Below are 26,423 nucleotides of genomic sequence, written 5' to 3'. Positions count from 1 at the left end.
CTCAGGGTTCTCACCGAGGCGAACGGCCCGCGGCCGTCGATACGCTGGCCGGACACATGGTTCTCGGGTCTGACTGCCCTACGGAGGCATCGATGTCGACCGACGAGAAGCAGAAGTCCCCGTGGCTGCCGCCACGCTGGTTCATCCGCGCCGCGTGGTGGTTCCACCGCCGGTTGTACGCCGCGGGCGGAGCCCGCTTCCTGCGCCGCCCACGCGCCGACCGGGCCGGCATGCTCCGGCTGACCACGGTCGGGCGCCGCACCGGACAGGAGCGCTCGGTGATCGTGTCCTACGTCCCCGACGGGTCGAGCTACGTCACGTTGGCGATGAACGGCTGGGCCGACCCGCCGCCCGCCTGGTGGCTCAACCTGCTGGCGCACCCCGATGCCGTCGTCGAGACCGTCGACGGCCGGCAGCGGGTTCGCGCCCGCGAGGCCACCGGGCCCGACCGGGAGCGGCTGTGGAAGGTGCTCGCGGCCTCCGACGACGGGTGGGGTGAGCTGGACGACTTCGCCGCCCGCCGCTCGCACCCCACTCCGGTCGTGGTCCTGGAGCTCTCAGACCAGTCCGAGCCGCTCGCGCAGGAAGGTCCACGCGAAGGCGGAGAGATGGGCTGACTGGGCGTTGTTGGCAGCGCCGCCGTGGCCGCCCTCGATGTTCTCGTAGTAGGTGACGTCCTTGCCGGTCGCGGCCAGGAGCGCGGCCATCTTGCGGGCGTGGCCGGGGTGGACGCGGTCGTCCTTGGTGGAGGTGGTGAGCAGGACGGGCGGGTAGGTCCTGGCGGCGTCCAGCAGGTGGTAGGGCGAGAAGGTCCGGATGTACTCCCACTCCTCCGGGACGTCCGGGTCGCCGTACTCGGCCATCCAGCTCGCTCCGGCGAGAAGATGCGAGTAGCGCTTCATGTCCAGCAGCGGCACCTGGATCACGACCGCGCCGAACAGCTCGGGGTAGAGGGTGAGCATGTTGCCGGTCAGCAGCCCGCCGTTGGAGCCACCCTGGATCCCGAGGTGCTGGGCGTCGGTCACACCGGTCTCGGCGAGGTGGCGGGCGACCGCGGCGAAGTCCTCGTACGCCTTGTGCCGGTTCTCCTTCAACGCCGCCTGATGCCAGGCCGGGCCGTACTCCCCTCCCCCGCGGATGTTGGCGACGGCGTAGACACCGCCCTCGCTGAGCCAGGACCGGCCGACACCGGCGGAGTAGCCCGGCGTCATCGGGATCTCGAAGCCGCCGTAGCCGTAGAGCAGCGTCGGCGCCGGTCGACCGCCGCCGGCGAGGGCAGCCTCGGCGCCGACGATGAAGTAGGGGATCCGGGTGCCGTCCGCCGAGGTCGCGAAACGCTGCTCGGCGCGGAGCCCCTCGGTGTCGAACCAGGCCGGCGCCGACTTGAGCGGCTCGATCGTCTCCGCGCCGATCTCGGTCAGCCCGTACGTCGTGGGGGTCAGGTAGCCGCTGGTGACGACCCAGACCTCGTCGGACTCGACCGCGTCGACGGCACGGGTGCCGACGGCGGCCACCGGGTCGGTCACGGGGAACTCCGAGCGCCTCCACTCGCCGGAGGGCGAGGGGGTCAGCACATGCAGCTGGTTCTTGACGTCCTCGAATACGTTGAGGACGAGGTGGTTGCGGGTCCAGGTCGCCCCGGCGAGAGAGGTCTTCGCGGTGGGCTCGAAGAGCACGGTCAGGTCGCGCTCACCGGCCAGGAACCGCTCCGCGTCGGTCGCGAGCAGCGAGCCGGCGGCGTACGTCGCTCCGGCGACCGTCCACTCCTCGCGCAGCTCGATGACCAGCCACTCGCGGTGGAAGCCGGCCTCGGCCGAGTCGGGGATGTCGAGCTTGGTGAGAGTCTGCTCGGGGGTGCCGGGGTCGGTGGCGACGTACGTCTCGGACTTGTAGAACGCGATCGAGCGGCTGACCAGGTCGCGCTCGAAGCCGGGGGTGTGGATGCGGCGGGCGGAGATGTACATGTCCTCGTCGGTGCCCTCGTAGACCACCGCCGCGTCCTCGAACGGGGTGCCGCGGCGCCACAGCTTCACGATCCGCGGGTAGCCGCTCGGCGTGAGCGATCCCGGGCCGAAGTCGGTGTAGACGTAGACCGCGTCGGGGCCGCACCAGGAGAGCGCGCCCTTGGCGCCGCCCTGCTCGACGGCACGGGTGAAGCCACCGTCCGCAGGCGCGACGAACGCCTTCTCGACGAGGTCGAACTCCCTGGTCACGTCGGCGTCCGAGCCGCCCGGGGAGAGGTCGACGAGCACCTTGCGCCACGGCTCACCGGGCTCGGGGCGGAGCACCGAGGCGCCGTGCCAGACCCAGCTCTCGCCCTCCTTCTCGGCGAGCGCGTCGAGGTCGAGCAGGATCTCCCACTCGGGATCGTCGGTGCGGTAGGATTCCGGCGTGGTGCGCCGCCAGATGCCGCGTTCGTGGTCGGCGTCGCGCCAGAAGTTGTAGAGATGCTCGCCGAGGCGCGAGACCTCGGGCACCCGGTCGTCGGAGTCGAGGACCTCGAGGATCTGCGCCTCGATCTTGGCGAAGACGGGATCGGCGCCGACGCTCGCGTGCGCCTCGTCGTTGCGGGCCCGGACCCAGGCCAGCGCCTCGACCCCTTCGACCTCCTCCAACCAGCCGAACGGGTCCTCCCCGGCGGGGTCGAGCGGGGTTACGATCGTCAGCTCAGAGGTCATGCCACCGCCTCCGTAGGGCAGGGCAAAGAGTACGGATGCGGTGGCATGACGCTTGTCGTCGTTCGCTGGCGCTCACTCATGCGGGAAGGCTACTTCGCGGTGTGCAAGTTGCAGCCGACAGGCACACTGGCCTCATGAGTGACGCGGAGGGGTCGTCGAAGGGGTTGCCGCGGCGAGCGGCGACACGGACGGCGAAGCTGGCCGCACTGCCTATGGGGTACGCCGGGCGCAAGGCGCTCGGGCTCGGGAAGCGGATCGGGGGCAAGCCCGCCGAGGCGGTGCTTGCCGATGTGCACCAGCGTACGGCCGACCAGCTGTTTCGCACCCTGGGCGAGCTCAAGGGTGGCGCGATGAAGTTCGGGCAGATGCTCTCGGTGATGGAGGCGGCGCTGCCGGAGTCGCAGGCGGCCCACTACCGCGCCCAGCTCACCCGGCTCCAGGACTCCGCTCCCCCGATGCCGACCGGGATCGTACGCGGCCTGCTGGCCCGCGACCTCGGCCCCGACTGGTCTGAGCAGCTGATCGAGCTCTCCGACGAGCCAGCGGCCTCGGCCTCGATCGGGCAGGTGCATCGCGGCCGGTGGGCGGATGGTCGCGAGGTCGCGGTGAAGGTGCAGTATCCGGGCGCCGACGAAGCGCTGCGCGCCGACCTGCGCCAGATCGGCCGGGTCGCGGCGATCGGCAACGCGGTGGTTCCCGGGATGGACGTCAAGGCGCTGGTCGCCGAGCTGCAGGAGCGGGTCGTCGAGGAGCTCGACTACCCGAAGGAGGCCGAGGCCCAGCGCGTCTTCGCCGAGGCGTACGCCTCCCATCCCCTCATCGACGTACCCGATGTCGTCGCCGTGGGCCCCTCGGTGCTCGTCACCGAGTGGGTGGAGTCGGAGGGCTCGATCGCGAAGGTGATCGCCGAGGGCACTCCCGAGGAGCGCGACCACTACGGCGAGCTGCTCGCCCGGTTCTGGTTCTCCGCGCCCGGGCTGACCGGGATGCTCCACGCCGACCCGCACCCCGGCAACTTCCGGGTCCTTCCCGACGGCCGTATGGCCGTGCTCGACTTCGGGCTCGCCGCGCGGCTCCCGGAGCGGGGCTTCCCCGAGCCGATGGGGCGGCTGATCCGGATCGCCGCGACCGGCGACGCGGACGCCCTGGTCGCAGGCCTGCGCGACGTGGGCTTCATCCGCGAGGGCATCAAGGTCGAGCCGCAGCACGTGCTCGACTACCTGGCGCCGTTCGTGACCCCGGCGCTGGAGGAGCGCTTCCGGTTCACCCGGGAGTGGATGCGGGAGGAGTTCAAGCGGATCAACGACCCCAAGGATCCCGCCTACACGGTCGGCCTCAAGCTCAATCTGCCGCCGTCCTACCTGCTCATCCACCGGGTCTGGCTCGGTGGTCTCGGGGTGCTGGCGCAGCTCAACGCGGAGGCGCCGTTCCGGGAGATCCTCGAGGAGTATCTGCCCGGGTTCGCGGGCTGAGGGTCAAGGCAGCACGGTCTGCCCCACCGGGCCGGGGTTGTAGGCGACCTCCCAGCGCACGCCGTCGGGGTCGGCGAAGTAGCCGGTGTAGCCGCCCCAGACCCGCTCCTCGGCGGCTGAGGCCTCACGCCCGAGCGACCGGGCGAGCTCCAGGACGCCGTCGACCTCCTCGCGGGTGGCGACGTTGTGGGCGAGGGTGAACGGCGCGACGCCGTCGGCGACGGCGATCGTGCCGACCTCCTCCTCGAACTCGCCCCGGTCCCACAGCGAGAGGATGACGTGCTCACCGACGCGGATCATGAGCACGCCGTCCGCTTCCATCTCGGGAGTCCAGCCGAGCCCGTCGACATAGAACGCCCGGCTCGCCGCCACGTCGGCGACGGCCAGGGTGATGAAGCTGATGCGCTGGTCCATGACAGCCACACTGCCATGGACCAGCGGAGGCCGTCAGGTCTCCTTCGTCCGGCCCGGCTTCTCGCGCAGAACGTCCCGGCGAGCCCGGTACTCGTTCTCGTCGATCTCGCCCGCGGCGTACCTCTCGGCCAGCCTGGCCTCACCCGCGCGCCGCGGCCCTTCGGCCACCCGCTTGCGGTTGTAGAGGACGACCGCGGTGATGATCGCCGCGATCACCAGGAACCACAGGATCGGGAAGATCGGCCAGAACGCCGGCGGCCCTCCCCCGTCCTGCCATGGTCCGTTCTCGCGCCACGGACCCCAGTTGTCGCCGGTCACGGCGAGGGTTGCCACCGTCTCGTTGATGCTCATTGCTCGTGTCCAATCTGTTGGGCTTCTCGATGCCCCCAGACTGCTGCGCTCCAGCCACCGGCACATCGGCTCAGGAGCGGAGAACAGGTACGCAATCCCGCGTAGAGTAAAGACGTCTAGTAAGGTACGCCTTACCTAATAACAGAAAGCGGGACGAGATGTTCATCGCACGGAAGGCGGCGGTGCCCGTCGCACTGATCGCGGTCGCGGCAGGCTTGGCAGCGTGTGGATCTGACGCCAAGGATTCTTCGAAGAGCGCCGCTGGCGACGGCTGGAAGCCGGTCACCGTGCAGCACGCCTTCGGCGAGACGGTCATCGAGGAGAAGCCCGAGCGGGTGGCCACCGTCGACTTCGCCAACCAGGAGGTCCCGCTCGCGCTGGGCATCGTGCCGGTGGGCATGTCGAAGATGACCTGGGGCGACGACGACGGCGATGGCGTCCAGCAGTGGACCGAGGACAAGCTGAAGGAGCTCGGCGCGGAGACGCCCGTGCTGTTCGACGAGACCGATGGCTACGACTTCGAGGCCGTCGCGGGCACGGATCCCGACGTCATTCTCGCCGGCTACTCGGGCCTGACCAAGGACGACTACAAGACCCTCAGCGAGATCGCCCCGGTGGTCGCCTACCCGGACGACCCGTGGGCGACCGAGTGGCGCGACTCCATTCTCCAGAACGCCAAGGGCCTCGGCATGGAGTCCGAGGGCAAGGACCTGGTCGCGGACCTCGAGAAGACCATCGCCGACGCCGCGGCGACGCGGCCCGAGCTCGAGGGCACGACCGGCATGTTCATGACCCACGTCGACCCGGCCGACCTGAGCGAGATCAACTTCTACAGCGCCGCTGACACCCGGTCCAAGTACCTCACCGACATCGGCATGGAGATCGCGCCGAGCATCGTCAAGGCCACCGGCGACAGCGCCGACTACTCCGGCTCGATCAGCGCCGAGCGGGCCGAGGAGCTCGCCGACGTCGACGTCATCATCACCTATGGCGGCCAGGAGCTCATCGACGCCCTCGAGGGGGACCCCGTGCTCTCCCAGCTGCCGGCCGTGAAGAACAAGGCGATCGTGACCCTCGACGGCGCCGAGGCCATGGGCACGGCTGCCAACCCGACCGCGCTGTCGGTGGCCGCCCTGGCGGAGGACTACGTCGGCCTGCTGGCCGACGCAGCTGCGTACACCACCAAGTGAGATGACGACGTCTCTCACCAGCCGCAGGGACTCCGCGCCCGCCGACCCCGCAGCCCAGCTGCGGGGCACCCGGCGGACGCGGAGCCTGGCGCTGCTCGTGCTCGCCGCGGCAGTGATGGCGGCCTCGGCCACCTCCATCATCATGGGCTCGCGCGAGGTGTCCTGGGCCGACATCTGGGCCGGGATCTCCGGCCAGGCAGAGGGATTCGCGCAGGCCGCTGTCGCCAAGCGGGTGCCACGTACCGTGCTGGCCGCCGTCGCGGGAGCCGCGCTGGCGGTATCGGGTCTGGTGCTGCAGGGCATCACTCGCAACCCCCTGGCCGACCCCGGCATCCTGGGGGTCAACACGGGCGCCTCGCTAGCCGTCGTCAGCGGCATCGCCTGGTTCGGTCTGGTCTCCCCGACCAGCTACATCTGGGTCGCCGTCCTCGGCGCAGCCCTCGCATCGGCGTTCGTGTGGACGGTCGGATCTCTGGGCCGAGGCGGGGCCACGCCGCTCAAGCTCACCCTCGCCGGCGCCGCCACCGCCGCCGCGCTGTCCTCCTTCGTCACCGCGGTCGTCCTCCCGCGACCCGACATCTCGGAGAACGTGGTCTCGTGGCAGGTCGGCGGCGTCGGCGGAGCCACCGACGACAAGCTGTGGATGATGGCGCCGTTCCTCCTCGTCGGCGCCCTGCTGTGCCTGTGGTGCGTACGCGGCCTCAACATGCTCGGCCTCGGCGACGACCTCGCCTCCGGCCTCGGCGAGCACGTGAACCGGACCAGGCTGCTGGCCGCCGCCGGCGCCGTCACGCTCGCCGGAGCCACCACCGCGATCACCGGTCCGATCGCGTTCGTCGGGCTGGTCGTGCCACACCTCGGCCGGCTCCTCATCGGGACCGACCACCGCTGGCTGCTGCCCTTCAGCATGATGGGCGGCGCCGTCCTGCTGCTGGTCGCGGACGTCCTCGGACGAGTCATCGCCCCTCCGACCGAGGTGGACGTCGGGATCATCACCGCCCTCGTCGGAGCGCCGGTCCTCATCGCGGTCGTCCGGCAGGCCAAGGTGCGTGAGCTGTGAGTCTCTCTCCGTACGTCATCGGGTCCGAGGCCGCGGGCGACGCCGACGCAGATCTGCGCCGGGTCGTCGCGGCACGGCGGAGCCGTGAGCGCCGGCGTCGCCAGCTGATCGCCCTTCTGGCGGCACTCGTGGCCGGCGCCTACCTCGGCAGCTTGATGCTGGGGTCGACCACCTACGGACTCGCCGAGGTGGCTGGTGTCGTGTTCGGCGACGACGCCGGCGGTGCCGAGTTCATCGTCGGACGGCTGCGGTTGCCCCGAGCCACCCTCGCCCTGCTGGTGGGGATCGCCTTCGGCCTGGCGGGCGTCACCTTCCAGACCCTGCTGCGCAACCCGCTCGCGAGCCCCGACGTCATCGGCGTCACCGAGGGCGCGAGCGCGGCCGCGGCCGTCGCCATCGTGAGCTTCTCGCTCGGCGGCCTCGTCGTCTCGTGGGTCGCGGTCGCGGCGGGGGTGGGCGTCGCGCTCACCATCTACCTGCTGGCCTATCGGCGCGGCACCGCTGCCGGCACACGCTTGATCCTCATCGGAATCGGCGTGGCCGCGATGATGCAGAGCGTCATCGCCTGGCAGCTCGAGCGCGCCACCAACTTCCAGCTCGCCGAGGCGCTGCGCTGGCTGACCGGCAGCCTGAACGGAGCACTGTGGCGCGACGTCCTCGTGGTCCTCACGGCGGTCGTCGTGCTGGGCGGCGCCGTGCTCCTCCAGACCCGTGCCCTCGCCGCCGCACAGCTCGGTGACGACGCGGCCTCCGCGCTCGGCGTACGCATCGAACGCACGCGGCTGCTCACCATCGTCGCCGCTGTCGGACTCGTGTGCGTCGCGACGGCTGCGTCCGGGCCGATCGCGTTCCTCGCTCTCCTGTCCGGGCCCATCGCCGCCCGGGTGGTCGGCTCCCGGGGCTCTCTCCTGGTTCCGGCGGCCCTGGTCGGCGCGCTGCTCACCCTGGTCGCCGACTTCGCGGGCCAGTACGCCTTTGGGACCCGGCTGCCGGTCGGCGTCGTCACCGGCATCCTCGGCGCCCCGTATCTCCTCTACCTCATCGTCCGTGTCAACCGAGTCGGAGGCACTCTGTGACCACCAACCAGCCCGCTGACCAGCCCGACGGCCCGCCGCGCCTTGAGATCGAGAAGCTGACTCTCGGCTACGGCGACCGCGAGGTCGTGCACGACCTGGATCTCGTCATCGCCCCGGGCGAGGTCACCGCCATCGTCGGCCCGAACGCCTGCGGAAAGTCGACGCTGCTTCGTTCGATGACGCGGCTGCTGCCGCCTCGGACCGGCCGCGTGCTCCTGGACGGCAAGGAGGTTCACGCGACTCCCGCCAAGCAGCTCGCCCGTCGGATGGGCCTGCTGCCGCAGTCGCCGATCGCGCCCGAGGGGATCACCGTCGGCGAGCTGGTGGGCCGCGGCCGGCACCCGCACCAGCGAGTTCTGGCGCGATGGTCGGAGGCCGACGACCGTGCGGTGACCGCTGCGCTTCGTGCCACGGACACCGTCGATCTGATGGGTCGCACCGTCGACGAGCTGTCCGGTGGGCAGCGGCAACGGGTCTGGATCGCGATGGCGCTCGCGCAGGAGACCGAGGTGCTGCTCCTCGACGAGCCCACCACCTTCCTCGACATCAGCCACCAGGTCGAGGTGCTCGACCTGCTGACCGACCTCAACCGCAGCGCCGGCACCACGATCGTGATGGTGCTCCACGATCTCAACCTCGCGGCACGCTACGCCGACCATCTCATCGCGCTGCACGACGGCCGCCTGCACTCCGCCGGCCGGCCTCATGAGGTCTTGGTCCCCGAGCTCGTGCGGGACGTCTTCGGCATGCGCAGCACGATCATCCAGGACCCCGTCTCGGACAAGCCGCTCATGCTGCCGATGGGGCGCCACCACGTGGTGGCGGTGGACGCGCCCTAGCCGACCTTCGGCCGGAGCCGGCTGAGCTGGCGGCCCTGCTCGTCGAAGTTCTCCGGCGCGAGCCAGCGCTCGTGGCTCTCGCGCACCTTCGGCCACTCCTCCGCGGCGACCGAGAACCAGTCGGTGTCGCGGTTGCGGCCCTTCACCACCATGTGGTTGCGGAACCTGCCCTCGTAGCTGAACCCGAGTCGTTCCGCGGCTCGCCGGGACGGTTCGTTGAGCGAGTCGAGCTTCCACTCGAAGCGCCGGTATCCCAGCGTGTCGAACGCGTGCCGCATGAGGAGGTGGATCGCCTCGGTCGCGGCCCTGGTGCGGGCCAGCGCGGACCCGAAGAGCACCCCGCCCACCTCGATGCTTCCGTTCGCCGGGTTGATCGCGTGGAAGCCCGCGACACCGCTCGCCCTGCCCTCTCCCTCGCCTTCCTTCGGGACGAACGCGAACGGCACGACGTCGGCCGCGTCGACGAGCCCCGCCAGGTGCATCCACAGGTCCTGCAGCGAGGTCGGCATGGTGATCGGCCGGTAGGTCCACAGGTCGGCGTCGTCGGGGCCACAGACCGCGGCGTAGAGGTCCGAGTACTGCGCCGACGAGAGCGGCGCGACCCGGACGTAGCTTCCCTCGAGAGTCACCGGCTCGGGCCACGGCCGCGCCTTCCAGCCTTCGACGACAGCACCTGCGGGATAGGAGAAATCGGTCACGGCGGTCATTGTCTCCGACCGCCGTGACCGTTGCTCAGGAGGCTGTTCTCAGGACGCGGCACTCAGGAGGCGGCCGCGTCCACCGTGGCGAGCGAGCGCCGGGCGCTGCCGAGGGCGAGCATCCCGACCAGGCAGCCCAGGAGCAGCACCCCGGCCAGGACCATCACCGACTCCACCGCGAACCTGTCCGCGAGCGGCCCGAAGACGATCATCGAGACCGGCATCGACACCGACATGACGATCCCGTAGAACCCGAACACCCGGCCGCGCATCGAGTCCTCGACCTGCTCCTGCAGGACCGTCGCGGCGGGCACCAGCAGCGTCTGGAAGAGGATGCAGATCACCAGGCCGGCGACCGAGAACACCCAGAAGTCGGTGGAGACGCCCAGCCCGATGACGAGCACCCCGACACCGACCGAGGCGGCCACCATCAGCCGCACCCGGCGCTTCACCTTGGGCCCGAAGATGGCGATCAGCGCGCCGCCGACGACCATCCCGACACTCCAGAACAGCTCGTTGACGCTCAGCATCCAGACCTCGTCGCCGAAGCTGCGCGTGATCATCAGCGGCGTGAGGTGCGCCGGGGCGCCCGCCATGAACATGACGACGGCCACGAGGCCCATCACCCAGCGCACCGAGGCGTTCCCCCGGACGTACCGCACCCCGGCGAGGAGGTCGCCGAAGTAGCTCACCGGTTCGGTCGAGCGGACCATCCGCGCCACCGGCACCAGAAGCAGCAGGAGTACGCCGGCCACGGCCGTGACCACGTCGATGAAGAAGACTGCGACGATGCCGGTGCTCGCGTAGACCGCGGCGGCCACCGCCGGCGCGAACAGCATCATCCCCGACTGGATCGTCTGCTGGGTCCCGTTGACCCGCATCAGGTGCTCGGCCGGGACGATCTGCGGGAGCATGGCGTTGACCGCCGGCCCCTGGATCCCGGCCAGCGCCGAGCGGACCGCCATCGCGACGAAGATCATCCACAGGTCACCGACACCGCTCAGCATCAGCAGCGCGAGCACCAAGGTCGCCACCGCGATCGCCGAGTCGGCCCCGATGATCAACAGCTTGCGCGAATGCCGGTCGGCCCATACGCCGCCGAAGACCGACACCACCGCCTGCGGCAGCATCCCGGCCGCGACGCTCAGGGTCAGCACCGCGGCAGACCCGGTCTCGACCGTGAGGTGCCACATCACCGCGTACCCGACGATCATCGATCCCAACGACGACACCGTCTGGCCGCCGAGGAAGACCAGCAGATTCCGCTTCCACCGAGCCGACTTCTGATTCGACATCGCAACCACTCCCGCATCAGGTGGGCCGCCGTGTCGGCCCCTCACCCATGCCACGAACGGATGGCGTCCGTTTCGACAGCTGCGGAGACGGCTATTCGGATGCCGGGTCGAAGTCGAATGCCGGGAGCCCGTCGAGACTGGCCAGGTTCTTCCGGCGCCGATACTCGGCCGAGCCCTCGACCCCCTTGCGCTCGAAGTACGCCGGGAGCAGGTCGCGCTCGCCGACGTAGGACATCAGCGGTACGGCGTAGCCACAGGAGTCGGAGACTCGCTCGATGTCCACGACGACGACCGCCCTGGCACCGGGAAGGTCCGTGAAGCGGCCGGCCAGGTCGGCGTACTCCTCGTCGTAGCGGGTCACGACCCGGCCGCGCCCGTGGAAGCGGACGATGTTCGGCGCCCCGTCGAAGGCACAGAACATCACCGTGATCCGGCCGTTCTCACGCAGGTGCGCGATCGTCTCGCTGCCGCTCCCGGTGCCGTCAAGCCACGCGAAGGTGAGCTCGTCCAGCATCCCGAAGGTGCCCGGGATGCCCCGGGGCGACAGGTTGACGTGGCCCTCGTCGGAGAGCGGTGCGGTGGCTACGAAGAAGACGACCTGACGATCGACGAACTCCCGCAGCCGGCCCTCGACGCGGGCATGAACCTTTCCCACGCCCGTTACTCCGGCACGAGGCGGTAGGCGCCGTCGGAGGCCGAGGTGGCCATCGAGGCGTACGCCCGCAGAGCCGCGGAGACCTTACGGTCGCGGTTGGCCGGGGTGTAGGGCTTGTCCCGCTTCTCCTGAGCGGCGCGACGCTGGTCGAGGACGAGGTCGTCGACGTCGAGGGAGATCGAGCGGTTCGGGATGTCGATGGAGATCGGGTCGCCGTCCTCGACCAGGGCGATCAGGCCGCCGCCGGCCGCCTCCGGGGAGACGTGGCCGATCGAGAGGCCGCTGGTGCCGCCGGAGAAGCGGCCGTCGGTGATCAGCGCGCACTTCTGGCCCAGGCCGCGGCCCTTGAGGAACGAGGTCGGGTAGAGCATCTCCTGCATGCCCGGCCCGCCCTTCGGACCCTCGTAGCGGATCACCACGACGTGGCCGGCCTCGACCTTCTTGGCGAGGATGCCCTCGACCGCGGCGTCCTGGGACTCGAAGACGATCGCGGTGCCCGTGAAGGTCAGGCAGTCGTCGGGGACCCCGGCGGTCTTCACGACACAGCCGTCGGGGGCGATGTTGCCCGACAGGATCGCCAGCCCGCCGTCTGCGGAGTAGGCGTGCTCGAAGTCGCGGATGCAGCCCTCGGCGGCGTCGGTGTCCAGGCTCGCCCAGAGGTTCTCGGTGGAGAACGCCTCGGTCGTACGCACCCCGCCCGGTGCGGCGAGGAAGAGGTCGAGCGCCTCCTGGCTGGGGTTCTCGGCGCGGATGTCCCAGGTGCCGAGCCACTCGTCGATGGTGTCGGAGTGGATGGTGTGGACGTCCTCGTTGAGCGCGCCGCCGCGGCGCAGCTCGCCGAGCAGGGCAGGGATGCCGCCGGCGCGGTGGACGTCCTCCATGTGGTACTTCGGGCTGTTAGGCGCGACCTTGCTCAGGCACGGCACCCGACGCGAGATCGCGTCGATGTCGTGCACGTTGAAGTCGAGCTCGGCCTCACGCGCGGCCGCGAGCAGGTGCAGAACGGTGTTGGTCGAGCCGCCCATGGCGACGTCGAGGGCGACCGCGTTCTCGAACGCGGACCGGTTGGCGATGCTCCGCGGCAGGACGGACTCGTCGCCCTCCTCGTAGTAGCGGCGGCACAGCTCGACGATCGTCCGGCCGGCCTCCTCGAAGAGCGCCCGGCGCTTGGCGTGGGTGGCCAGGGTCGACCCGTTGCCGGGCAGGCTGAGGCCGATGGCCTCGGTGAGGCAGTTCATCGAGTTGGCGGTGAACATGCCGCTGCAGGAGCCGCAGGTCGGACAGGCGGAGCGCTCGACCGTGTCGAGCAGCTCGTCGCTGACCGCCTCGTTGACCGAGAGCACCATCGCGTCGACCAGGTCGAGCTTGTCGTGGACCAGGCCTTCGACGGCGACCGTCTTGCCGGCCTCCATCGGGCCGCCGGAGACGAAGACGACCGGGATGTTGAGGCGCAGGCTGGCGAGCAGCATGCCGGGGGTGATCTTGTCGCAGTTGGAGATGCACACGATCGCGTCGGCGCGATGCGCCTCCACCATGTATTCGACCGCATCCGCGATCAGCTCACGGCTCGGCAGCGAGTAGAGCATCCCGGCGTGGCCCATCGCGATGCCGTCGTCGACGGCGATCGTGTTGAACTCCTTGGCCACTCCCCCGGCCTCCTGGATCTTCTCGGCGACGATCTTGCCGAGGTCACGGAGGTGGACATGGCCGGGTACGAACTCGGTGAACGAGTTGGCGATCGCGATGATCGGCTTGCCGAAGTCGTCATCGGTCATGCCGGTCGCGCGCCACAGCGCGCGGGCACCCGCCATGTTGCGGCCCGAGGTCGAGGTTGCGGAGCGAAGAGTGGGCATGCCAGAAGGCTAGACCGGTTCGGGTGGATCGTTCGACCAGCGACGAACCGCGGACGTCAGGCGAGCCACGCAAGCATGATCCGGCCGGTGCGCACGAGCTGGGCCGGGTCGACGACGTCGGGTGTGTCGGCGGGTGAGTGGTAGGCGGCGTATGGAGTCGAACCGAGGCGCACGCCGGGCAGGCCCGCCCGTACGAAGGACCAGTGGTCGCTGGAACGGTTGGGGGTCTGGGAGCAGCCGGTGGTCGGCACCTTCGCGCGCCTTGCCGCCGCTCGGAGGCTCGCCAGGGTGCGGTCGAGTCCTGGGCGTGCGCCGCACGCCGGGACAGCGTCCCCTACGCCGACCCGGTCCAGTGAGACCATGCCGGCCAGCGTTCTGCGCTCGACGGGCGTGAGGGACGCAACATACGCGCGAGAGCCGTAGTGGTGGTCGCCGTCGGTCTCACCTCGCGGCTCCTCGGAGCCGAAGACGACCAACCGCACCGGCACCCTCGTCGACCGTCCTGCGGCCGTCTCGGCGATCGCCAGCAGCACAGCCACGCCGGACGCGTTGTCCTCGGCACCCGGTGCCTGCGGCACGGTGTCGAGGTGGGCACCGACCAGGAGCCACGGCTGCCCGGGGCGTACGTCTCCTCTGTCGGCGACCAGGTTGACCGACTCCCCCGCGCGGACCGGGATGCCCCACGAGACTCCGGCAGGCGTCTGGAACCGCTGTCGGTGCACCTGCCAGCCGAACCCTGCCAGCTGTCCCTCGACCCAGGCTGCGGCTCGATGGTAAGCGGGCGACGTCCCGGGTCTCGGGCCGATCTCACCCGCCAGATGGCGTACGGCGTCGGTCGCTGTCCCGACGCGGAGCTGCTCGGGTGCCAATGGCGGGGCGGCCTGGGTCTCGCTCGGGGTGGGCGAGGGCTTGGCCGCGGTGGCCGGCGCTGTCGCGGTTGTTGTCGGAGAGGTCTCGGGGGTCGGTGACGCCTCACCGCACCCGGTGAGGACGAGGAGGGACCCGGCCGCGAACGCGATACGACGGATCATGGCCTCGCCTGCCCAAGGATCCGGGCCGCCTCACGACCGCCCACCACGCGTGGAGCAAACGTCTCAGGATCCATCCGGTAGGGCACGAGGTTCAGATCCTCCAGCGTGGCGCCGCGGAAGGTCGCCTCGAGAACGACGCCCTCCATCGTCTGGGACATGAAGTCCATGTCGAAGACGAAGTTTCCGAGCGAGTGGATGACCGGTACGCCGCCGACCCGCTCGAGCGGCTGGACCCAGTGCGGGTGGCCGCCGGCGACAAGATCCGCCCCGGCAGCGACGAGACGACGGGCGACATGGCGCTGGACTGCCTCGGGGCGATGGGTGTACTGCGTACCCCAGTGCGGCAGCACCACCACGACGTCGGCAACCTTCTCGGCGGCTCGGACCTCACGCTCGACCCGGCGCAGGTCGGCATCGACGAGAGGACCCGTACGTGGCGGCATCCGCACCGAGAAGGCGCCCGGGTCGCTCCTCGTCGCCCGGGGCGTCTCGCCGATCGCGTTGAACCCCAGGAACGCGAAGGTGATCCCGGCTCTCTCCAGCACGGCCGGCCGGGCAGCCGCGTCGAGATCCCGCCCTGCCCCGAACGGCACGATCCCTGCCCCCGATGACGCCTCGACCGTCTCCGTCAGCGCCCGGTCGCCGAAGTCACCTGTGTGGTTGTTCGCCAACGAGATCGCATCGAAACCGGCCTCCCGCAGAGGCCGCAGCACCTCCGGCCCAGCACCGAAGGAATCCCCACCCTGAGTCGGGCTCCCTGCTTTCGACAACGTCGACTCGAGATTGCCTACGGTGATGTCAGCGCCCGCCAAGCGAGCCTGCATCGGAGCCAGCGCCGCCGCCGCATCGGGCACCCCGCGGGTCAGCATCAGATCCCCGACGACGGTCAGCCGCACTCGCGGCTCCGCAGAAAGGGTGGGCGCCGGAACCAACGAGGACGAGGGCGGGGGCCGCGTCGTTGAGGACCCGACTGGTGTGCCGGCGCCACAGGCGGACAGCGCGCATACGAGCACGGCGGTGAGCCAGTGGCATCCCATACCTCCAGCATGCCCCCAGACCAAGGATCCTGTGCAGCCTCGACCGACCGCATCGAGGACGGCAACACGCTACGGATCCGTGCGCCTCAGATCTTCGCGGCCCTGACCACCAGCACGTCGGGGATGTCGCGGAGGATCTCGCGCCAGGTCTCGCCGGCGTCGGCAGACGCCCAGACCGAGCCGTTGCGGGCACCGAAGTAGACCCCGGCGGTCTCGTGGTCGTCGGCGCACATCGCGTCGCGCATGACGCCCACGTAGAAGTGGTCGGGCAGGCCCTTGTCGAGCGCCTCCCAGTGGTCCCCGGCATCGCGCGAGCGCCACACGATCGGCTTGGCCTCCGGTGGGTAGCGGGACTCGCCGGCGCCGATCGGGAAGGTGAAGATCGTGTCGGGCTCCTGCGGGTGGACGACCATCGCGAAGCCGAAGTCGGTGGGCAGCCCGTCGGCGATGGACTTCCAGGACAGGCCCTCGTCGTCGGAGCGGTAGACGCCACCGTGGTTCTGCAGGTAGAGCCGCTCGGGACGGGAGGAGTGGCGGGCGACCTTGTGGACGCACTGGCCGAACTCGGGGTACTGCTGCCCCTCGGGCAGGAAGACCGCGATGATGCCGTTGTTGCGGGCCTCCCAGGTCTCCCCGCCGTCGCGGGTCTGGTAGACGCCGCCGGTCGAGATCGCCGCGGTCACCGAGTCGGGGTCGGTCGGGTGCGGCAGGATCGTGTGGAACGCCTGCCCGCCGAAGCCCTCGTTCCACTCGGTGCGGTGCGGGTGGTCCCACAGCCCGCGCACCAGCTCGAAGCTCGCCCCACCATCACGGGACCGGAAGATCGCGCCGGGCTCGACACCCGCCCAGATCGTGCCTTCCGGGAGGCCGGGCTGGAGCTGCCAGACCCGGGCCAGGCTCGCGTCGACGTCCTCGGGGAACGACATCGAGGTCTCGGTCCAGGTCTCGCCACCGTCGGCCGAGGCGCGCACCAGCGCACCCAGCCACAGCGAGGAGCATCCGGCAAGGACTCGCCCGGTCCCGGGCTCGAGCATGGCGGAGTAGATCTCCTCCATGTCATGGTGCGGACCGGTGAAGTCCCAGTCCTGCCGGGCGTCGTCAGAGCGCCCTATCCACAGACCCTTGCGGGTCCCAACCAGCAGCTGCGTACCCATGTCTTCCAGCATCCACCCGCCCGGCTTCTGTGGCCAGGAGATTTCGGCGAAAGAACGGTGAGGGAAAACACCACCGCGAGCGGGGCCTGATTCTTCGGCCTGGGCCGCCCAGCCCCTAGCCTGAAGTCATGACCAGACCTGTTGCCTGGGAGACGTTCACCGCGATCCTCTTCGACCTGGACGGCGTGATCACGCCGACCGCGGTCGTGCACATGCGTGCATGGGAGGAGATGTTCAACGCCTACCTGCAGGAGAAGACCCCGGGTGCGCCGGCCTACACCGACCAGGACTACTTCGCGTACGTCGACGGCAAGCCGCGCTACGACGGCGTCCGCGACTTCCTCGCCTCCCGCGACATCCGGCTTCCCGAGGGCACCCCGGACGACGCGCCCGAGCTCGAGACCGTCTGCGGTCTCGGCAACCGGAAGAACAACGCCTTCAACATGGTGCTCGAACGCGACGGCGTCGAGGCCTACCCCGGCTCGGTGCGCTTCCTGGACTATCTGACCACCCTCGACGTCCGGCTCGGCGTGGTGTCCTCGTCGGTCAACGCGCCGACAGTGCTGAAGGCGGCGGGGCTGCTGGACCGCTTCGAGACGGTCGTGTCGGGAGCCGTCGCAGAAGAGCAGGGTCTTCCCGGCAAGCCTGCACCGGACACGTTTGTCTACGCCGGTAAGGTCCTCGGAGCCACCCCGAGCGAGGCCGTCGTCCTCGAGGACGCCGTCTCCGGGGTGCGCGCCGGCAAGGCAGGAGATTTCGCGCTCGTCGTCGGGGTGGACCGTGGCGCCGGCCACGACACCCTCACGGCCGCCGGCGCCAGTCTCGTCGTTTCCGACCTTGCTGAACTTGTCCCAGACGACCCTGCTCGAGGAGCACAGCAGTGAGAACCAACGTCGGCCCGAACCCCCTGGACCGGGCCCGTTACCCCATCGACCCGTGGCGGCTGGTGGAGACGAGCTACTCCCCCGACGACCTCGGCCTGACCGAGACGATCTTCAGCGTCGCCAACGGCTATCTCGGCATGCGTGGCACCCCCGAGGAAGGTCGCCCGACCTACGCGCACGGCACCTTCATCAACGGGTTCCACGAGACCTGGCCGATCCGCCACGCCGAGAACGCCTACGGCTTCGCCAAGACAGGCCAGACCATCGTCAACGCCCCCGACGCCAAGATCATGAAGATCTACGTCGACGACGAGCCGCTGACCTTCGGCACCTCGGACCTGGAGGAGTACGAGCGGGTGCTCGACTTCCGCGAGGGTGTGCTGCGGCGGCATCTGGTGTGGCGTACGCCCTCGGGCAAGCGGGTCGCGATCAAGTCGACCCGGATGGTGTCGATGACGCAGCGGCACCTCTCGATCCAGACCCTCGAGATCACGATGCTGAGCGGCGCGGCGCCGATCGTGGTCTCCTCCCAGCTGCTGAACCGGCAAGACGGCAAGGACGAGTACCACGTGCCGTCGGCGGCGCTGGGCGAGGGCATGGACCCGCGCAAGGCCTCCGCCTTCGACACCCGCGTCCTGCTCCCGCAGATGTCGGTCGCCGACGAGGAGCAGATGACCCTCGGCTACCGGTGTGCCAACTCCGGGATGACGATCGCGGTCAGCGCCGCCCACCAGATCGAGACGCCGGACCCGGTCGAGACCGTCGTCCGCGCCGAGGACGACCTGGCCAAGACGGTCTTCCGGGTCGACGCGACCGAGGGCAGCACGCTGCGGTTGCAGAAGACCGTGGCCTACCACACCTCCCGTGGAGTGCCGGTGCGCGAGCTGGCCGACCGCTGCGGACGTACGCTCGACCGGGCGATCCGCCTGGGCGTCAGCCACTTCGAGCGCGACCAGCGCACCTGGTACGACGAGTTCTGGTCCGCCGCCGACGTCGAGATCTCCGCCGCCCGTACGGAGGACGACGAGGACATCGCCGCGGCCCAGCAGGCGATCCGGTTCAACCTGTTCTCGCTGGCCCAGGCGACCGCCCGCACCGACGGTCTCGGCGTCCCTGCGAAGGGGGTCACCGGCTCGGGCTACGAGGGGCACTACTTCTGGGACACGGAGTGCTACGTCATCCCGTTCCTCTGCTACACCCAGCCCGAGGTCGCCCGCAACGTGATGCACGCCCGCTCGGTGATGCTCCCCGCGGCCCGGCAGCGAGCCTCGGAGATGGCCGCGAAGGGGGCGCTGTTCGCCTGGCGCACCATCAACGGGCAGGAGGCCTCGGCCTACTACGCGGCCGGCACCGCGCAGGTGCACATCGACGCCGACATCGCCTTCGCGCTGATGAAGTACGTCTACGCGACCGGTGACATCGGCTACCTCATCCGCGAGGGTGTCGACATCCTGGTCGAGACCTCGCGGATGTGGGCCGACCTCGGCTTCTGGCGCCACAACGGCGAGCCGTCCTTCCACATCCACGGCGTGACCGGGCCGGACGAGTACACCACGGTGGTCAACAACAACCTGTTCACCAACGTGATGGCCCGCTACAACCTGGAGAAGGCCGTCGAGACCATCGAGATGCTCCGGGCGGACTATCCGCGCGAGTATGCGCAGGTCATGGGCCGGCTCGACATCTCGCCCGACGAGGTCGAGGAGTGGGGTCGCTGCGCGGCCGCGATGCACATCCCCTACGAGGAGGGGCTCGGCATCCACCCGCAGGACGACAACTTCCTCGACCGCGAGGTGTGGGACCTGCCCAACACCCCGGACGAGGTACGTCCCCTGCTGCTGCACTACCACCCGCTGGTGATCTACCGGTTCCAGGTGCTCAAGCAGACCGACGTGGTGCTCGCCCTCTTCCAGCAGGGCAACCGGTTCACCCCTGAGCAGAAGCGGGCCGACTTCGAGTACTACGACCCGATCACCACCGGCGACTCGACGCTGTCGGCCGTCGTGCAGTCGATCGTGGCGGCCGAGGTGGGCTACCAGGACGACGCGCTCCGCTACTTCTACGACGCGCTCTACGTCGACCTCCACAACATGCACGGCAACACCGTCGACGGGATGCACATCGCCTCCACCGGCGGCGTGTGGGGCGGTCTGGCGTTCGGCTTCGGCGGGATGCGCGACTACGACGGCAAGCTCTCCTTCGACCCGCGCCTGCCGGTCCAGTGGGGCTCGCTGGTCTTCCGGGTCCAGTGGCACTCGACCCGGATGCAGGTCGCGCTGACCAGCGACCAGATCGTGTTCACCGTCGTGGACACCCCGGGCGAGGAGTACGACATCCCGATCAGCGTCCGCGGGGAGGAGTTCGTGGTCTCGAAGGGCTCGCCGGTCATCGTGCCGCTCGCCGACCAGGGGCCGCGGATCGGCACCCACCTCGACGAGGAGCCGCACGGCGGTATCCGCCCCGACGGATCGCGGATCACGGCCACCGTGCCCCCGCCGATCCCGCCGGAGCTCTACGAGCAGGACCACGTCGAGCATGCGATGGTCCCGCAGGAGTCGCGGCGTGGGTCCGAGCGGCTCGCGGAGGAGGCCAACAGGGCCATCAACCTCTCCAACGTCTCGCAGACGGACTCGGCGCAGTAGCGGTCTTTACGTGGTCCTAGACTGACCGGGTGGTCACACGCTTCTCAACCGGTGGAGGCTCTCTCCGGGCGAGGCTGGCCCACCCGGTCGTCCTGGTTCTGATCGGGATCGCGTCGGTGCAGGTCGGCGCGACCTTCGCCAAGTCGCTCTTCGACGAGGTCACCCCGACGGCCATGGTGTGGCTGCGACTGACTCTGTCCGCGCTGATCCTGCTGGCGATCACCCGGCCCCGGGTCCGTGGCCTCGCGCGCCGCGACTGGCTCGTCGTGATCGCCTTCGGGGCCTCGCTCGGGCTGATGAACTGGGCCATCTACCAGTCCTTCGCCCGACTGCCGATCGGGATCGCGGTCACCATCGAGTTCATCGGCCCGCTCACGATCGCGCTGGTCACCTCGCGGCGCGCCCGCGACCTGGTCTGGGTCGCGCTGGCAGCCGCAGGGGTGGTGCTGCTCGGTCTCGAGCCCGGTCGGATCTCGATCGTGGGCGTGCTGTTCGCGCTGCTCGCGGGGGCCTGCTGGGCTGCGTACATCGTGCTGTCGAAGGCGACCGGAGCGCGGTGGGAGGGGCTCGACGGGCTCGCTCTGGCCTCCACGGTCGCGGCGGTGGCGCTGACGCCTGCGGCGATGGCGTACGCCGACGGGCTGGGTTCTCCGCACGTGTGGCTGGTCGGGCTGATGGTGGGCCTGATGTCCTCGGTGATCCCCTACTCCCTCGATCTCGTCGCCCTGCGTTCGATCAAGTCGGGGCTGTACGCGATCCTGATGTCGCTGGAGCCGGCCGCCGGCGCGCTGGCCGCGATCCTGATCCTCCACGAGGGGCTCTCTGTCCTGCAGTGGCTGGCCATCGCGTGTGTCGTGGTCGCCTCCGCGGGCGCGACGCGCACCGGCAAGCCCGAACATCACGTGCCGGCGGAGTCCACCCCGGTGTAGTGCCGTGTTTCACACAAGCGACATCGGAACGTCACTGACTCCGAACGTTGAGGTCACTACAGTTCGGTGACAACTCCCCCTCGCCGCCCGGTCCCCGCCAGTCCTTGGAGTTGCTCCGTTGTCGACCATCACCGCACCCGTACACACCGCTGCCGTCGCCCAAGTCGCCGCCCTCCTCGCCGCTCGCACCGCGGGGCGAATGGTCGGTCCGTTCCTACGACCGATCCAGCTTCTGCTCGCCTGGCCGGTCGCCTCCCAGCTCGTCGCCCGGCACAACGCCAAGGCCGCCGAGGAGGCCATCCTGCTGCGTCGTGCCGAGCGTGAGGATGTGCAGAACTATCTCCAGCTGCTTGCTTCGGAGAGAATGTCTGCATGAGCATTCCACGGGCGATGGCCGAGTCGACGGTCGCGTTCCGGGACGTGCTCTCCGACGATGGCACCCTGATCCGCGCGTGGACCAACGACCCCGAAGGCGTGATCGAGGGGCCGACGGTGCTGCTGTGCAACGGCCTCGGCACCAGCCCCTGGAACTGGCCGGCGCTGCTGCACACCTCGTGCGGCGTACGCGTCGTCTCCTGGCAGCACCGCGGCACCTCTGGCTCGGCGCGGCCGAAGGATCCCGAGCAGACCACCTCGAGGCACTTCGCCGAGGACGCGCTGTCGGTGATGGACGCCTTCGCGCTCTCCCGGCCGGTCGTGATGGGCTGGTCGATCGGGGTCAACACCGCGTTCGAGCTGGCCGCGGACCATCCCGAGCGGGTCTCCGGCATCTTCGGTGTCGCCGGGGTGCCCGGCGACACGTTCAAGTCGATGCTGGGGCCTCTGCGGCTGCCCGCCCCGGCGGCCGCGATCGTGACCCGCACCGCCTCGAAGGTGCTGTGTCGCACCGGCTCCCTGATCACTCCCCTGGCGGCGCGCCTGGAGCTCGGCCCGCGAGCGATCGAGGTGTTCTCCAAGGCCGGCCTGATCGGCAAGGTCCCTGATCCCGAGCTCGCCGCGGCCGCGCTGGCGGAGTTCCTGACCACCCCGGTCGAGTGGTACTTCCACCTCGCGCTGCGCACCTCCCAGCGCCGCCCGGTCTCGCTGCGCCGGATCAAGGTGCCAGTCGTGCTGGTCGCGGGCACCCGCGACCTCATCGCCGGTGCGCGTCACATGTCGAAGGTCGCCGCCGGGGTCAAGAACGGCACCTTCGTCGAGCTCGAGGGCACCCACTTCGTACAGATGGAGCAGCCCGACCGTGTCCACCAGCTGCTGCTCGGCTTTCTCACCCGGGTCTCCGAGCACCAGCGCGTCTAGGGCGCCGAGACGACGCCGGTGACGGTGGCCCGGCGGGCGACGCGGCGCAGGGTGGCGAGGACGGCAGGACCGAGCAGGGCGATGGCGACCGCGGTGGTGATCGCGCGCACGGTGTCCCAGCTGCTGGTCGAGGTCACCAGGGTGTAGCGCAGGAACGTGGCCAGGTTCTCGCTGAGCGCGGCACCGGGTTCGTAGGAGAGGTTGCCGCTCGCGCCGGGCACCGTGACGCCGGTGAGCAACGGCCAGCCCTGCAGGTTGAGCAGGAGCCCGTAGGCGTACGAGGCGAAGATCCCGTACGCCGCCAGCAGCCCGATCTCCCGGCGGCCGCTCGCGCGCGGCAGGAGCCCGGCCCCCATCGCCACCCAGGCGGCGCCGAGCATCTGGTAGGGCAGCCAGGGGCCGACGCCCGCGGTGACGAGCGCCGCGACGAACAGGCTGGTGCAGCCTAGGACGAACCCGAAGGCCGGACCGAAGACCCGGCCGCCGAGGATGAGCATGAAGAAGACCAGCTCCACCCCGCCGGTGCCGGCGGAGACCGCGCGCAGGACGGCCTCGATCGCGCTGAGCACGCCGAGTACCGCGATCATCCGAGTGTCGATCCCGCCCGTGGAGAGCTCGCTCAGCAGCACCACCAGCATCAGCGGAATCAGCGCCAGGAAGATGAACGGAGGCTGCACCCGGTCGTAGCCGTGGAGCAGCAGCGGCCAGCCGAACATCATCAACCCGGCCACGGAGATGATCGCGAGCAGGACCGCGGTGCGGGGCGTGAACCTGATCATCTCTCGCCCACCGCCTCGACGATCTCGCGTACGTTCAGCCAGCCCGGGCCGAAGACCTTGCTCACCTGGGGCGCGAACGCCGGCGACTCCGCGGTGACGGTGCGTACGTCACCGGCGGAGACCACCTCGCCGTCGGCGAGGACCACCACGTCGTCGGCGGCCTCGGCGACGAACTCGACGTCGTGGGTCGCCACCAGGACCGCCTTGCCGGCCTCGGTGAGCTCGCGCAGGATCTCGGACAGAGCGTGCTTGGCGGCATAGTCGAGGCCGCGGGTGGGCTCGTCGAGGAGCACGACCGGCGGGTCGGCGCTCAGGATCAGCGACAGCGCCAGAGCCAGGCGTTGGCCCTCGGAGAGGTCGCGCGGGTGCTGGCCGTCGGGGATGCCGGGGACGAGGCTGTCCAGGATCTCCCTGGTCCGCGGGCCACCCGCGTCGCACTCCTCAGCGACCGTCTCCAGGTAGAGCAGATCGGCCGCGGTCTGCGGCAGCAGCCCGACGAGCTCGCGTCGCTCGTCGGGGTCGAGGGCCGCCGGATCCTTGCCGCCGACGTCCACCGATCCGGCCAGCCGCTTCTGGGTCCCCTGCAGTGTCCACAGCAGCGTCGACTTGCCCGAGCCGTTGCGTCCCATCAGCGCCGTCACCCGCCCCGCGGGCAGCTCGATCGAGACGTCGTGCAGGACCGGCGTACGTCCTCGGGTGACGGTCAGCGCGGAACTTCTCAGGCTTTTCCGTCGCTTCTCTGGCGTTGCATTGCCGGAGAAGTGCATGGATACCCGGTTAACCGGGGATTCCAACCCCCGCGCCCGCCGCCTCGCATCCCGCACGGTCAGCGGCAGCGGCGACCAGCCGAGCTCACGGCCGAGCTCGACGAGCGGCGGCACGATGGGCGAGGTCTTCAGGACCTCAGCGGGGTCGCCGACGGCGACGGAGCCGTCGCCGACGAGGAGCGCGATGCGGTCGGCGAACGGTACGACCCGCTCGAGCCGGTGCTCGGCGAGGACGACGGAGGTGCCGAGGTCGTGGACCAGCCGGGTGATGGTGGCGAGCACGTCCTCGGCGGCCGTGGGATCGAGTGCGGAGGTGGGCTCGTCCAGCACGACGACCCGGGGGTGGGTCGTGAGCACCGAGCCGATCGCGACGCGCTGCTGCTGCCCGCCCGAGAGGGTATGCAGCGACCGCTGCCGCAGCTCGGCGATGCCGAGCAGGTCGAGGGTCTCCTCGACCCGGCGCCGCATCGTCGCCGGCGGGAGGCCGAGCTGCTCCATCCCGTAGGCGAGCTCCTCCTCGACCGTGTCCGTGACGAACCCGGCCACCGGGTCCTGCCCGACGTAGCCGATGATCCCGGCGCGCTCGCGCGGCGGCGTACGGACGATCGAGGCGCCGTCCAGCAGCACGTCACCGTCGAGCACGCCGCCGGAGAAGCGCGGCACCAGGCCGGCGAGCACGCCGAGCAGGGTCGACTTCCCCGAGCCGGTCGGGCCGGAGACGAGCAGCAGCTCGCCCTCCTCGATGGTGAGGTCGACGTCCTTGAGCACGTGCTCGGAGGAGTCGGGCGGGGTGAACGTGATGCCTCGCAGCTCGATCATGCGACTGCCTCCTGGTCAACGAGCGATGATGCCGGTAGCGGGGCGGCGACGGCCGGGACCAGTCCGACGAGCACACCGGCCATGGCGATCAGCGTGACGTCCGGGACGGTACTCACGCCCGGGAAGGCGACCGGGACCTGGTAGCGGGCGACCCACCAGCCCACGGCGCCGACCATGATCCCGCTCAGAGCCACCACGACCTCCGGCCAGCGCCATCGGTCGGGTCGGTAGACGGTCCGCGTCACCCGGCGGCCGGCGAGCGCCAGCCCACCGGCGGCGGCGCCGACGCCGAGCGCGAGCATGGTGGCGGCCAGCCAGCCTGGCGTGGTGCCGTCCAGCACCGCGTAGACGCCGGCGCAGAGCCCGACGAGCGAGACCAGCATGAGCGCCGAGGTGATCCGCCTGGTGGCGACCGGGACGCCGGCCGTACGTCCGTAGCCCCGCGTGTCCATGCCCGCCGCCAGGGCCATCGACCGCTCCAGGGCGTCCTCGAGGACCGGCACCAGGAAGCGGCGCAGGCGCCTGACGTTTCCGGTCGCACCGGCACGCAGCCGTTGCGCGGCGCGCACCCGCTGCACCGACTCGGCCAGCTGCGGCAGCACCGTCACGGCGACCACGACAGCGGTGCCGATCTCGTAGAGCGCCGGCGGCAGCGAGCGCAGCAGCCGCTTCGGGTTCGCCAGCGCGTTGGCCGCGCCGACGCAGATCACGATGACGCCCAGCCGCATCCCGTCATAGAGACCGGCCAGCAGCGCCTCGCGGGTGAGCGGCCCGAGCAGCCGGATCCCGAGCACCCACTCCGGGAGCGGGATCTCGGGCAGGTCGAGGATCACGTGCCCCGGAACGGCGCCCAGCAGCACCCGGAAGAGCACCCGGGTCACGACGATGAACACCGCGAGGCCGATGTAGAGCCGGAACGCCTTCGCCCACGGTTGCTCGCCACGACGGGCGGCGACCACGACCGACACCACCCCGACCACGAGCAGGAGCAGCAGCGGGTTGATGGTGAAGGAGGCGTACGCAGCCATGCCGATCGCCCACACCCACCAGGCGACAGGGTGCAGATCACGGGGCAGGTGCGCGACCGCGGCCGTACGAAGCATGGCGCTCATCGCCGGCGCCACCACACGGCACCAGCGACGGTGAAGAGTGCGGCGATCCCCGCGGGCGCGACCCAGGCGGGCAGATGCTCGGTCTCGGAGGCCGATTCCGTCGGCTCCTCCGGAGATAACTCCGGCGACGGGCTTGAGGGCGCCCCCACAGCATCCCCAAGCTCCGTCGCCGGAGCGGTAACGACATCGTCGTCTATCCACGTGAACGCAACACCCTGCCCGGAGGTCACGCTGATTTCGGTAACATTTCTGGAGGCGTAGCTCCAGGCCCCCGAATCGTCGGTGATCCACAGCGACCAGTACGCGTCAGCAGGCGGCATCTGGGCGCAACCGGCGGCTTTCGGCCGCTCATCGATGCGACATACGACGCTGGGCATCGAGGTCACGTAGGT

The 26,423-nt window shown here is 70.2% G+C and carries 25 protein-coding genes; 11 read left to right on the top strand and 14 right to left on the bottom strand.

Annotated features, from left to right (window positions below; genetic code table 11):
* The first annotated feature begins 92 nt into the window (after positions 1–92).
* Entirely contained in the window at positions 93–617 is a 525-nt protein-coding gene (locus tag ABTX24_RS03705; RefSeq protein WP_350837507.1) for a nitroreductase/quinone reductase family protein, read from the top strand.
* Here the strand turns inward: ABTX24_RS03705 and ABTX24_RS03700 are convergent.
* Positions 558–2,678 carry a prolyl oligopeptidase family serine peptidase gene (locus tag ABTX24_RS03700; RefSeq protein ID WP_350837505.1) on the bottom strand — a complete coding sequence of 707 codons (2,121 nt, stop codon included), beginning with the start codon at positions 2,676–2,678 and terminating at the stop codon, positions 558–560. The two genes, ABTX24_RS03705 and ABTX24_RS03700, sit on opposite strands and share 60 nt — an antisense overlap.
* A 134-nt stretch (positions 2,679–2,812) precedes the next feature.
* On the opposite strand from ABTX24_RS03700, the gene ABTX24_RS03695 reads away from it, so the two are divergent.
* The gene (locus tag ABTX24_RS03695; protein WP_350837503.1) at positions 2,813–4,150 is read left to right on the top strand and encodes an ABC1 kinase family protein; all 1,338 of its coding nucleotides are present in this window, start codon (positions 2,813–2,815) and stop codon (positions 4,148–4,150) included.
* 3 nt (positions 4,151–4,153) lie between these two features.
* On the opposite strand, the gene ABTX24_RS03690 is transcribed toward ABTX24_RS03695, so the two are convergent.
* Both ABTX24_RS03690 and ABTX24_RS03685 read right to left on the bottom strand, forming a co-directional pair.
* Positions 4,154–4,564, bottom strand: a complete 411-nt coding sequence (locus tag ABTX24_RS03690; protein WP_350837501.1) for a VOC family protein — start codon at positions 4,562–4,564, stop codon at positions 4,154–4,156.
* 33 nt (positions 4,565–4,597) lie between these two features.
* Positions 4,598–4,915, bottom strand: a complete 318-nt coding sequence (locus tag ABTX24_RS03685) for an SHOCT domain-containing protein (protein ID WP_350837500.1) — start codon at positions 4,913–4,915, stop codon at positions 4,598–4,600.
* Between the two features lie 158 nt (positions 4,916–5,073).
* On the opposite strand from ABTX24_RS03685, the gene ABTX24_RS03680 reads away from it, so the two are divergent.
* Genes ABTX24_RS03680 through ABTX24_RS03665 form a run of 4 tightly spaced genes read left to right on the top strand, consistent with a single transcriptional unit; the run spans position 5,074 to position 9,080 of the window.
* Entirely contained in the window at positions 5,074–6,105 is a 1,032-nt protein-coding gene (locus ABTX24_RS03680) for an iron-siderophore ABC transporter substrate-binding protein (protein WP_160024598.1), read from the top strand.
* Between the two features lies 1 nt (position 6,106).
* Positions 6,107–7,165, top strand: coding sequence for a FecCD family ABC transporter permease (locus tag ABTX24_RS03675; protein WP_350837498.1), 1,059 nt, complete (start codon positions 6,107–6,109; stop codon positions 7,163–7,165).
* Positions 7,162–8,241, top strand: a complete 1,080-nt coding sequence (locus ABTX24_RS03670; protein ID WP_350837496.1) for a FecCD family ABC transporter permease — start codon at positions 7,162–7,164, stop codon at positions 8,239–8,241. The genes ABTX24_RS03675 and ABTX24_RS03670 overlap by 4 nt, the downstream gene beginning before the upstream one ends.
* Positions 8,238–9,080, top strand: a complete 843-nt coding sequence (locus ABTX24_RS03665) for an ABC transporter ATP-binding protein (RefSeq protein WP_160024600.1) — start codon at positions 8,238–8,240, stop codon at positions 9,078–9,080. Before ABTX24_RS03670 ends, ABTX24_RS03665 begins: the two co-directional genes overlap by 4 nt.
* Here ABTX24_RS03665 and ABTX24_RS03660 read toward each other — a convergent pair.
* The 7 genes from ABTX24_RS03660 to ABTX24_RS03630 all read right to left on the bottom strand — a co-directional run bounded on the left by ABTX24_RS03660 (position 9,077) and on the right by ABTX24_RS03630 (position 16,803).
* Positions 9,077–9,778 (bottom strand): GNAT family N-acetyltransferase, encoded by a 702-nt coding sequence (locus tag ABTX24_RS03660; RefSeq protein WP_350837494.1) that lies wholly within the window; start codon positions 9,776–9,778, stop codon positions 9,077–9,079. The genes ABTX24_RS03665 and ABTX24_RS03660 overlap by 4 nt on opposite strands.
* A gap of 62 nt (positions 9,779–9,840) precedes the next feature.
* Positions 9,841–11,073, bottom strand: coding sequence for an MFS transporter (locus tag ABTX24_RS03655; RefSeq protein ID WP_350837492.1), 1,233 nt, complete (start codon positions 11,071–11,073; stop codon positions 9,841–9,843).
* A gap of 91 nt (positions 11,074–11,164) precedes the next feature.
* Positions 11,165–11,728 carry a pyridoxamine 5'-phosphate oxidase family protein gene (locus ABTX24_RS03650; RefSeq protein WP_350837490.1) on the bottom strand — a complete coding sequence of 188 codons (564 nt, stop codon included), beginning with the start codon at positions 11,726–11,728 and terminating at the stop codon, positions 11,165–11,167.
* Between the two features lie 5 nt (positions 11,729–11,733).
* Positions 11,734–13,581, bottom strand: coding sequence for a dihydroxy-acid dehydratase (gene ilvD, locus ABTX24_RS03645; RefSeq protein ID WP_350716395.1), 1,848 nt, complete (start codon positions 13,579–13,581; stop codon positions 11,734–11,736).
* 56 nt (positions 13,582–13,637) lie between these two features.
* On the bottom strand, positions 13,638–14,612 hold the full coding sequence (locus tag ABTX24_RS03640) for a M28 family metallopeptidase (protein WP_350837488.1): 975 nt from the start codon (positions 14,610–14,612) through the stop codon (positions 13,638–13,640).
* Positions 14,609–15,508 carry a CapA family protein gene (locus ABTX24_RS03635; protein WP_350837486.1) on the bottom strand — a complete coding sequence of 300 codons (900 nt, stop codon included), beginning with the start codon at positions 15,506–15,508 and terminating at the stop codon, positions 14,609–14,611. Before ABTX24_RS03635 ends, ABTX24_RS03640 begins: the two co-directional genes overlap by 4 nt.
* 227 nt (positions 15,509–15,735) lie before the next feature.
* Positions 15,736–16,803 (bottom strand): WD40/YVTN/BNR-like repeat-containing protein, encoded by a 1,068-nt coding sequence (locus ABTX24_RS03630; protein ID WP_350837484.1) that lies wholly within the window; start codon positions 16,801–16,803, stop codon positions 15,736–15,738.
* Positions 16,804–16,931: 128 nt separating this feature from the next.
* Between ABTX24_RS03630 and ABTX24_RS03625 the strand changes: the two genes are divergently transcribed.
* The 5 genes from ABTX24_RS03625 (at position 16,932) to ABTX24_RS03605 (ending at position 22,554) form a co-directional block, all read left to right on the top strand.
* A complete protein-coding gene (locus ABTX24_RS03625; protein WP_350837483.1) occupies positions 16,932–17,687 on the top strand; it encodes an HAD family hydrolase in 756 nt (251 codons plus the stop codon).
* On the top strand, positions 17,684–20,329 hold the full coding sequence (locus ABTX24_RS03620; RefSeq protein ID WP_160024609.1) for a glycoside hydrolase family 65 protein: 2,646 nt from the start codon (positions 17,684–17,686) through the stop codon (positions 20,327–20,329). Before ABTX24_RS03625 ends, ABTX24_RS03620 begins: the two co-directional genes overlap by 4 nt.
* Positions 20,330–20,358: 29 nt before the next feature.
* Positions 20,359–21,258, top strand: a complete 900-nt coding sequence (locus ABTX24_RS03615; RefSeq protein ID WP_160024610.1) for an EamA family transporter — start codon at positions 20,359–20,361, stop codon at positions 21,256–21,258.
* A gap of 118 nt (positions 21,259–21,376) precedes the next feature.
* On the top strand, positions 21,377–21,634 hold the full coding sequence (locus ABTX24_RS03610) for a hypothetical protein (RefSeq protein ID WP_160024611.1): 258 nt from the start codon (positions 21,377–21,379) through the stop codon (positions 21,632–21,634).
* Positions 21,631–22,554, top strand: coding sequence for an alpha/beta fold hydrolase (locus ABTX24_RS03605; protein WP_350837480.1), 924 nt, complete (start codon positions 21,631–21,633; stop codon positions 22,552–22,554). The genes ABTX24_RS03610 and ABTX24_RS03605 overlap by 4 nt, the downstream gene beginning before the upstream one ends.
* Here the strand turns inward: ABTX24_RS03605 and ABTX24_RS03600 are convergent.
* From ABTX24_RS03600 to ABTX24_RS03585, 4 genes are read right to left on the bottom strand one after another with little or no spacing between them, the layout of a single operon-like run.
* Complete coding sequence (locus tag ABTX24_RS03600) at positions 22,551–23,333, bottom strand: GumC domain-containing protein (RefSeq protein WP_160024613.1); 783 nt, start codon at positions 23,331–23,333, stop codon at positions 22,551–22,553. The genes ABTX24_RS03605 and ABTX24_RS03600 overlap by 4 nt on opposite strands.
* Entirely contained in the window at positions 23,330–24,919 is a 1,590-nt protein-coding gene (locus ABTX24_RS03595; protein ID WP_350837478.1) for an ABC transporter ATP-binding protein, read from the bottom strand. The genes ABTX24_RS03600 and ABTX24_RS03595 overlap by 4 nt, the downstream gene beginning before the upstream one ends.
* Positions 24,916–26,031 carry a CbiQ family ECF transporter T component gene (locus ABTX24_RS03590; protein ID WP_350837476.1) on the bottom strand — a complete coding sequence of 372 codons (1,116 nt, stop codon included), beginning with the start codon at positions 26,029–26,031 and terminating at the stop codon, positions 24,916–24,918. The genes ABTX24_RS03595 and ABTX24_RS03590 overlap by 4 nt, the downstream gene beginning before the upstream one ends.
* On the bottom strand, positions 26,028–26,417 hold the full coding sequence (locus tag ABTX24_RS03585) for a hypothetical protein (RefSeq protein WP_350837474.1): 390 nt from the start codon (positions 26,415–26,417) through the stop codon (positions 26,028–26,030). The genes ABTX24_RS03590 and ABTX24_RS03585 overlap by 4 nt, the downstream gene beginning before the upstream one ends.
* Positions 26,418–26,423 lie beyond the last annotated feature (6 nt).

It is taken from the genome of Nocardioides sp. NPDC127514, from assembly GCF_040302125.1.
GTDB lineage: Bacteria > Actinomycetota > Actinomycetes > Propionibacteriales > Nocardioidaceae > Nocardioides.
The sequence above is the reverse complement of the archived record's forward strand: the minus strand, read 5'-3'. Positions and strand labels throughout refer to the sequence as shown.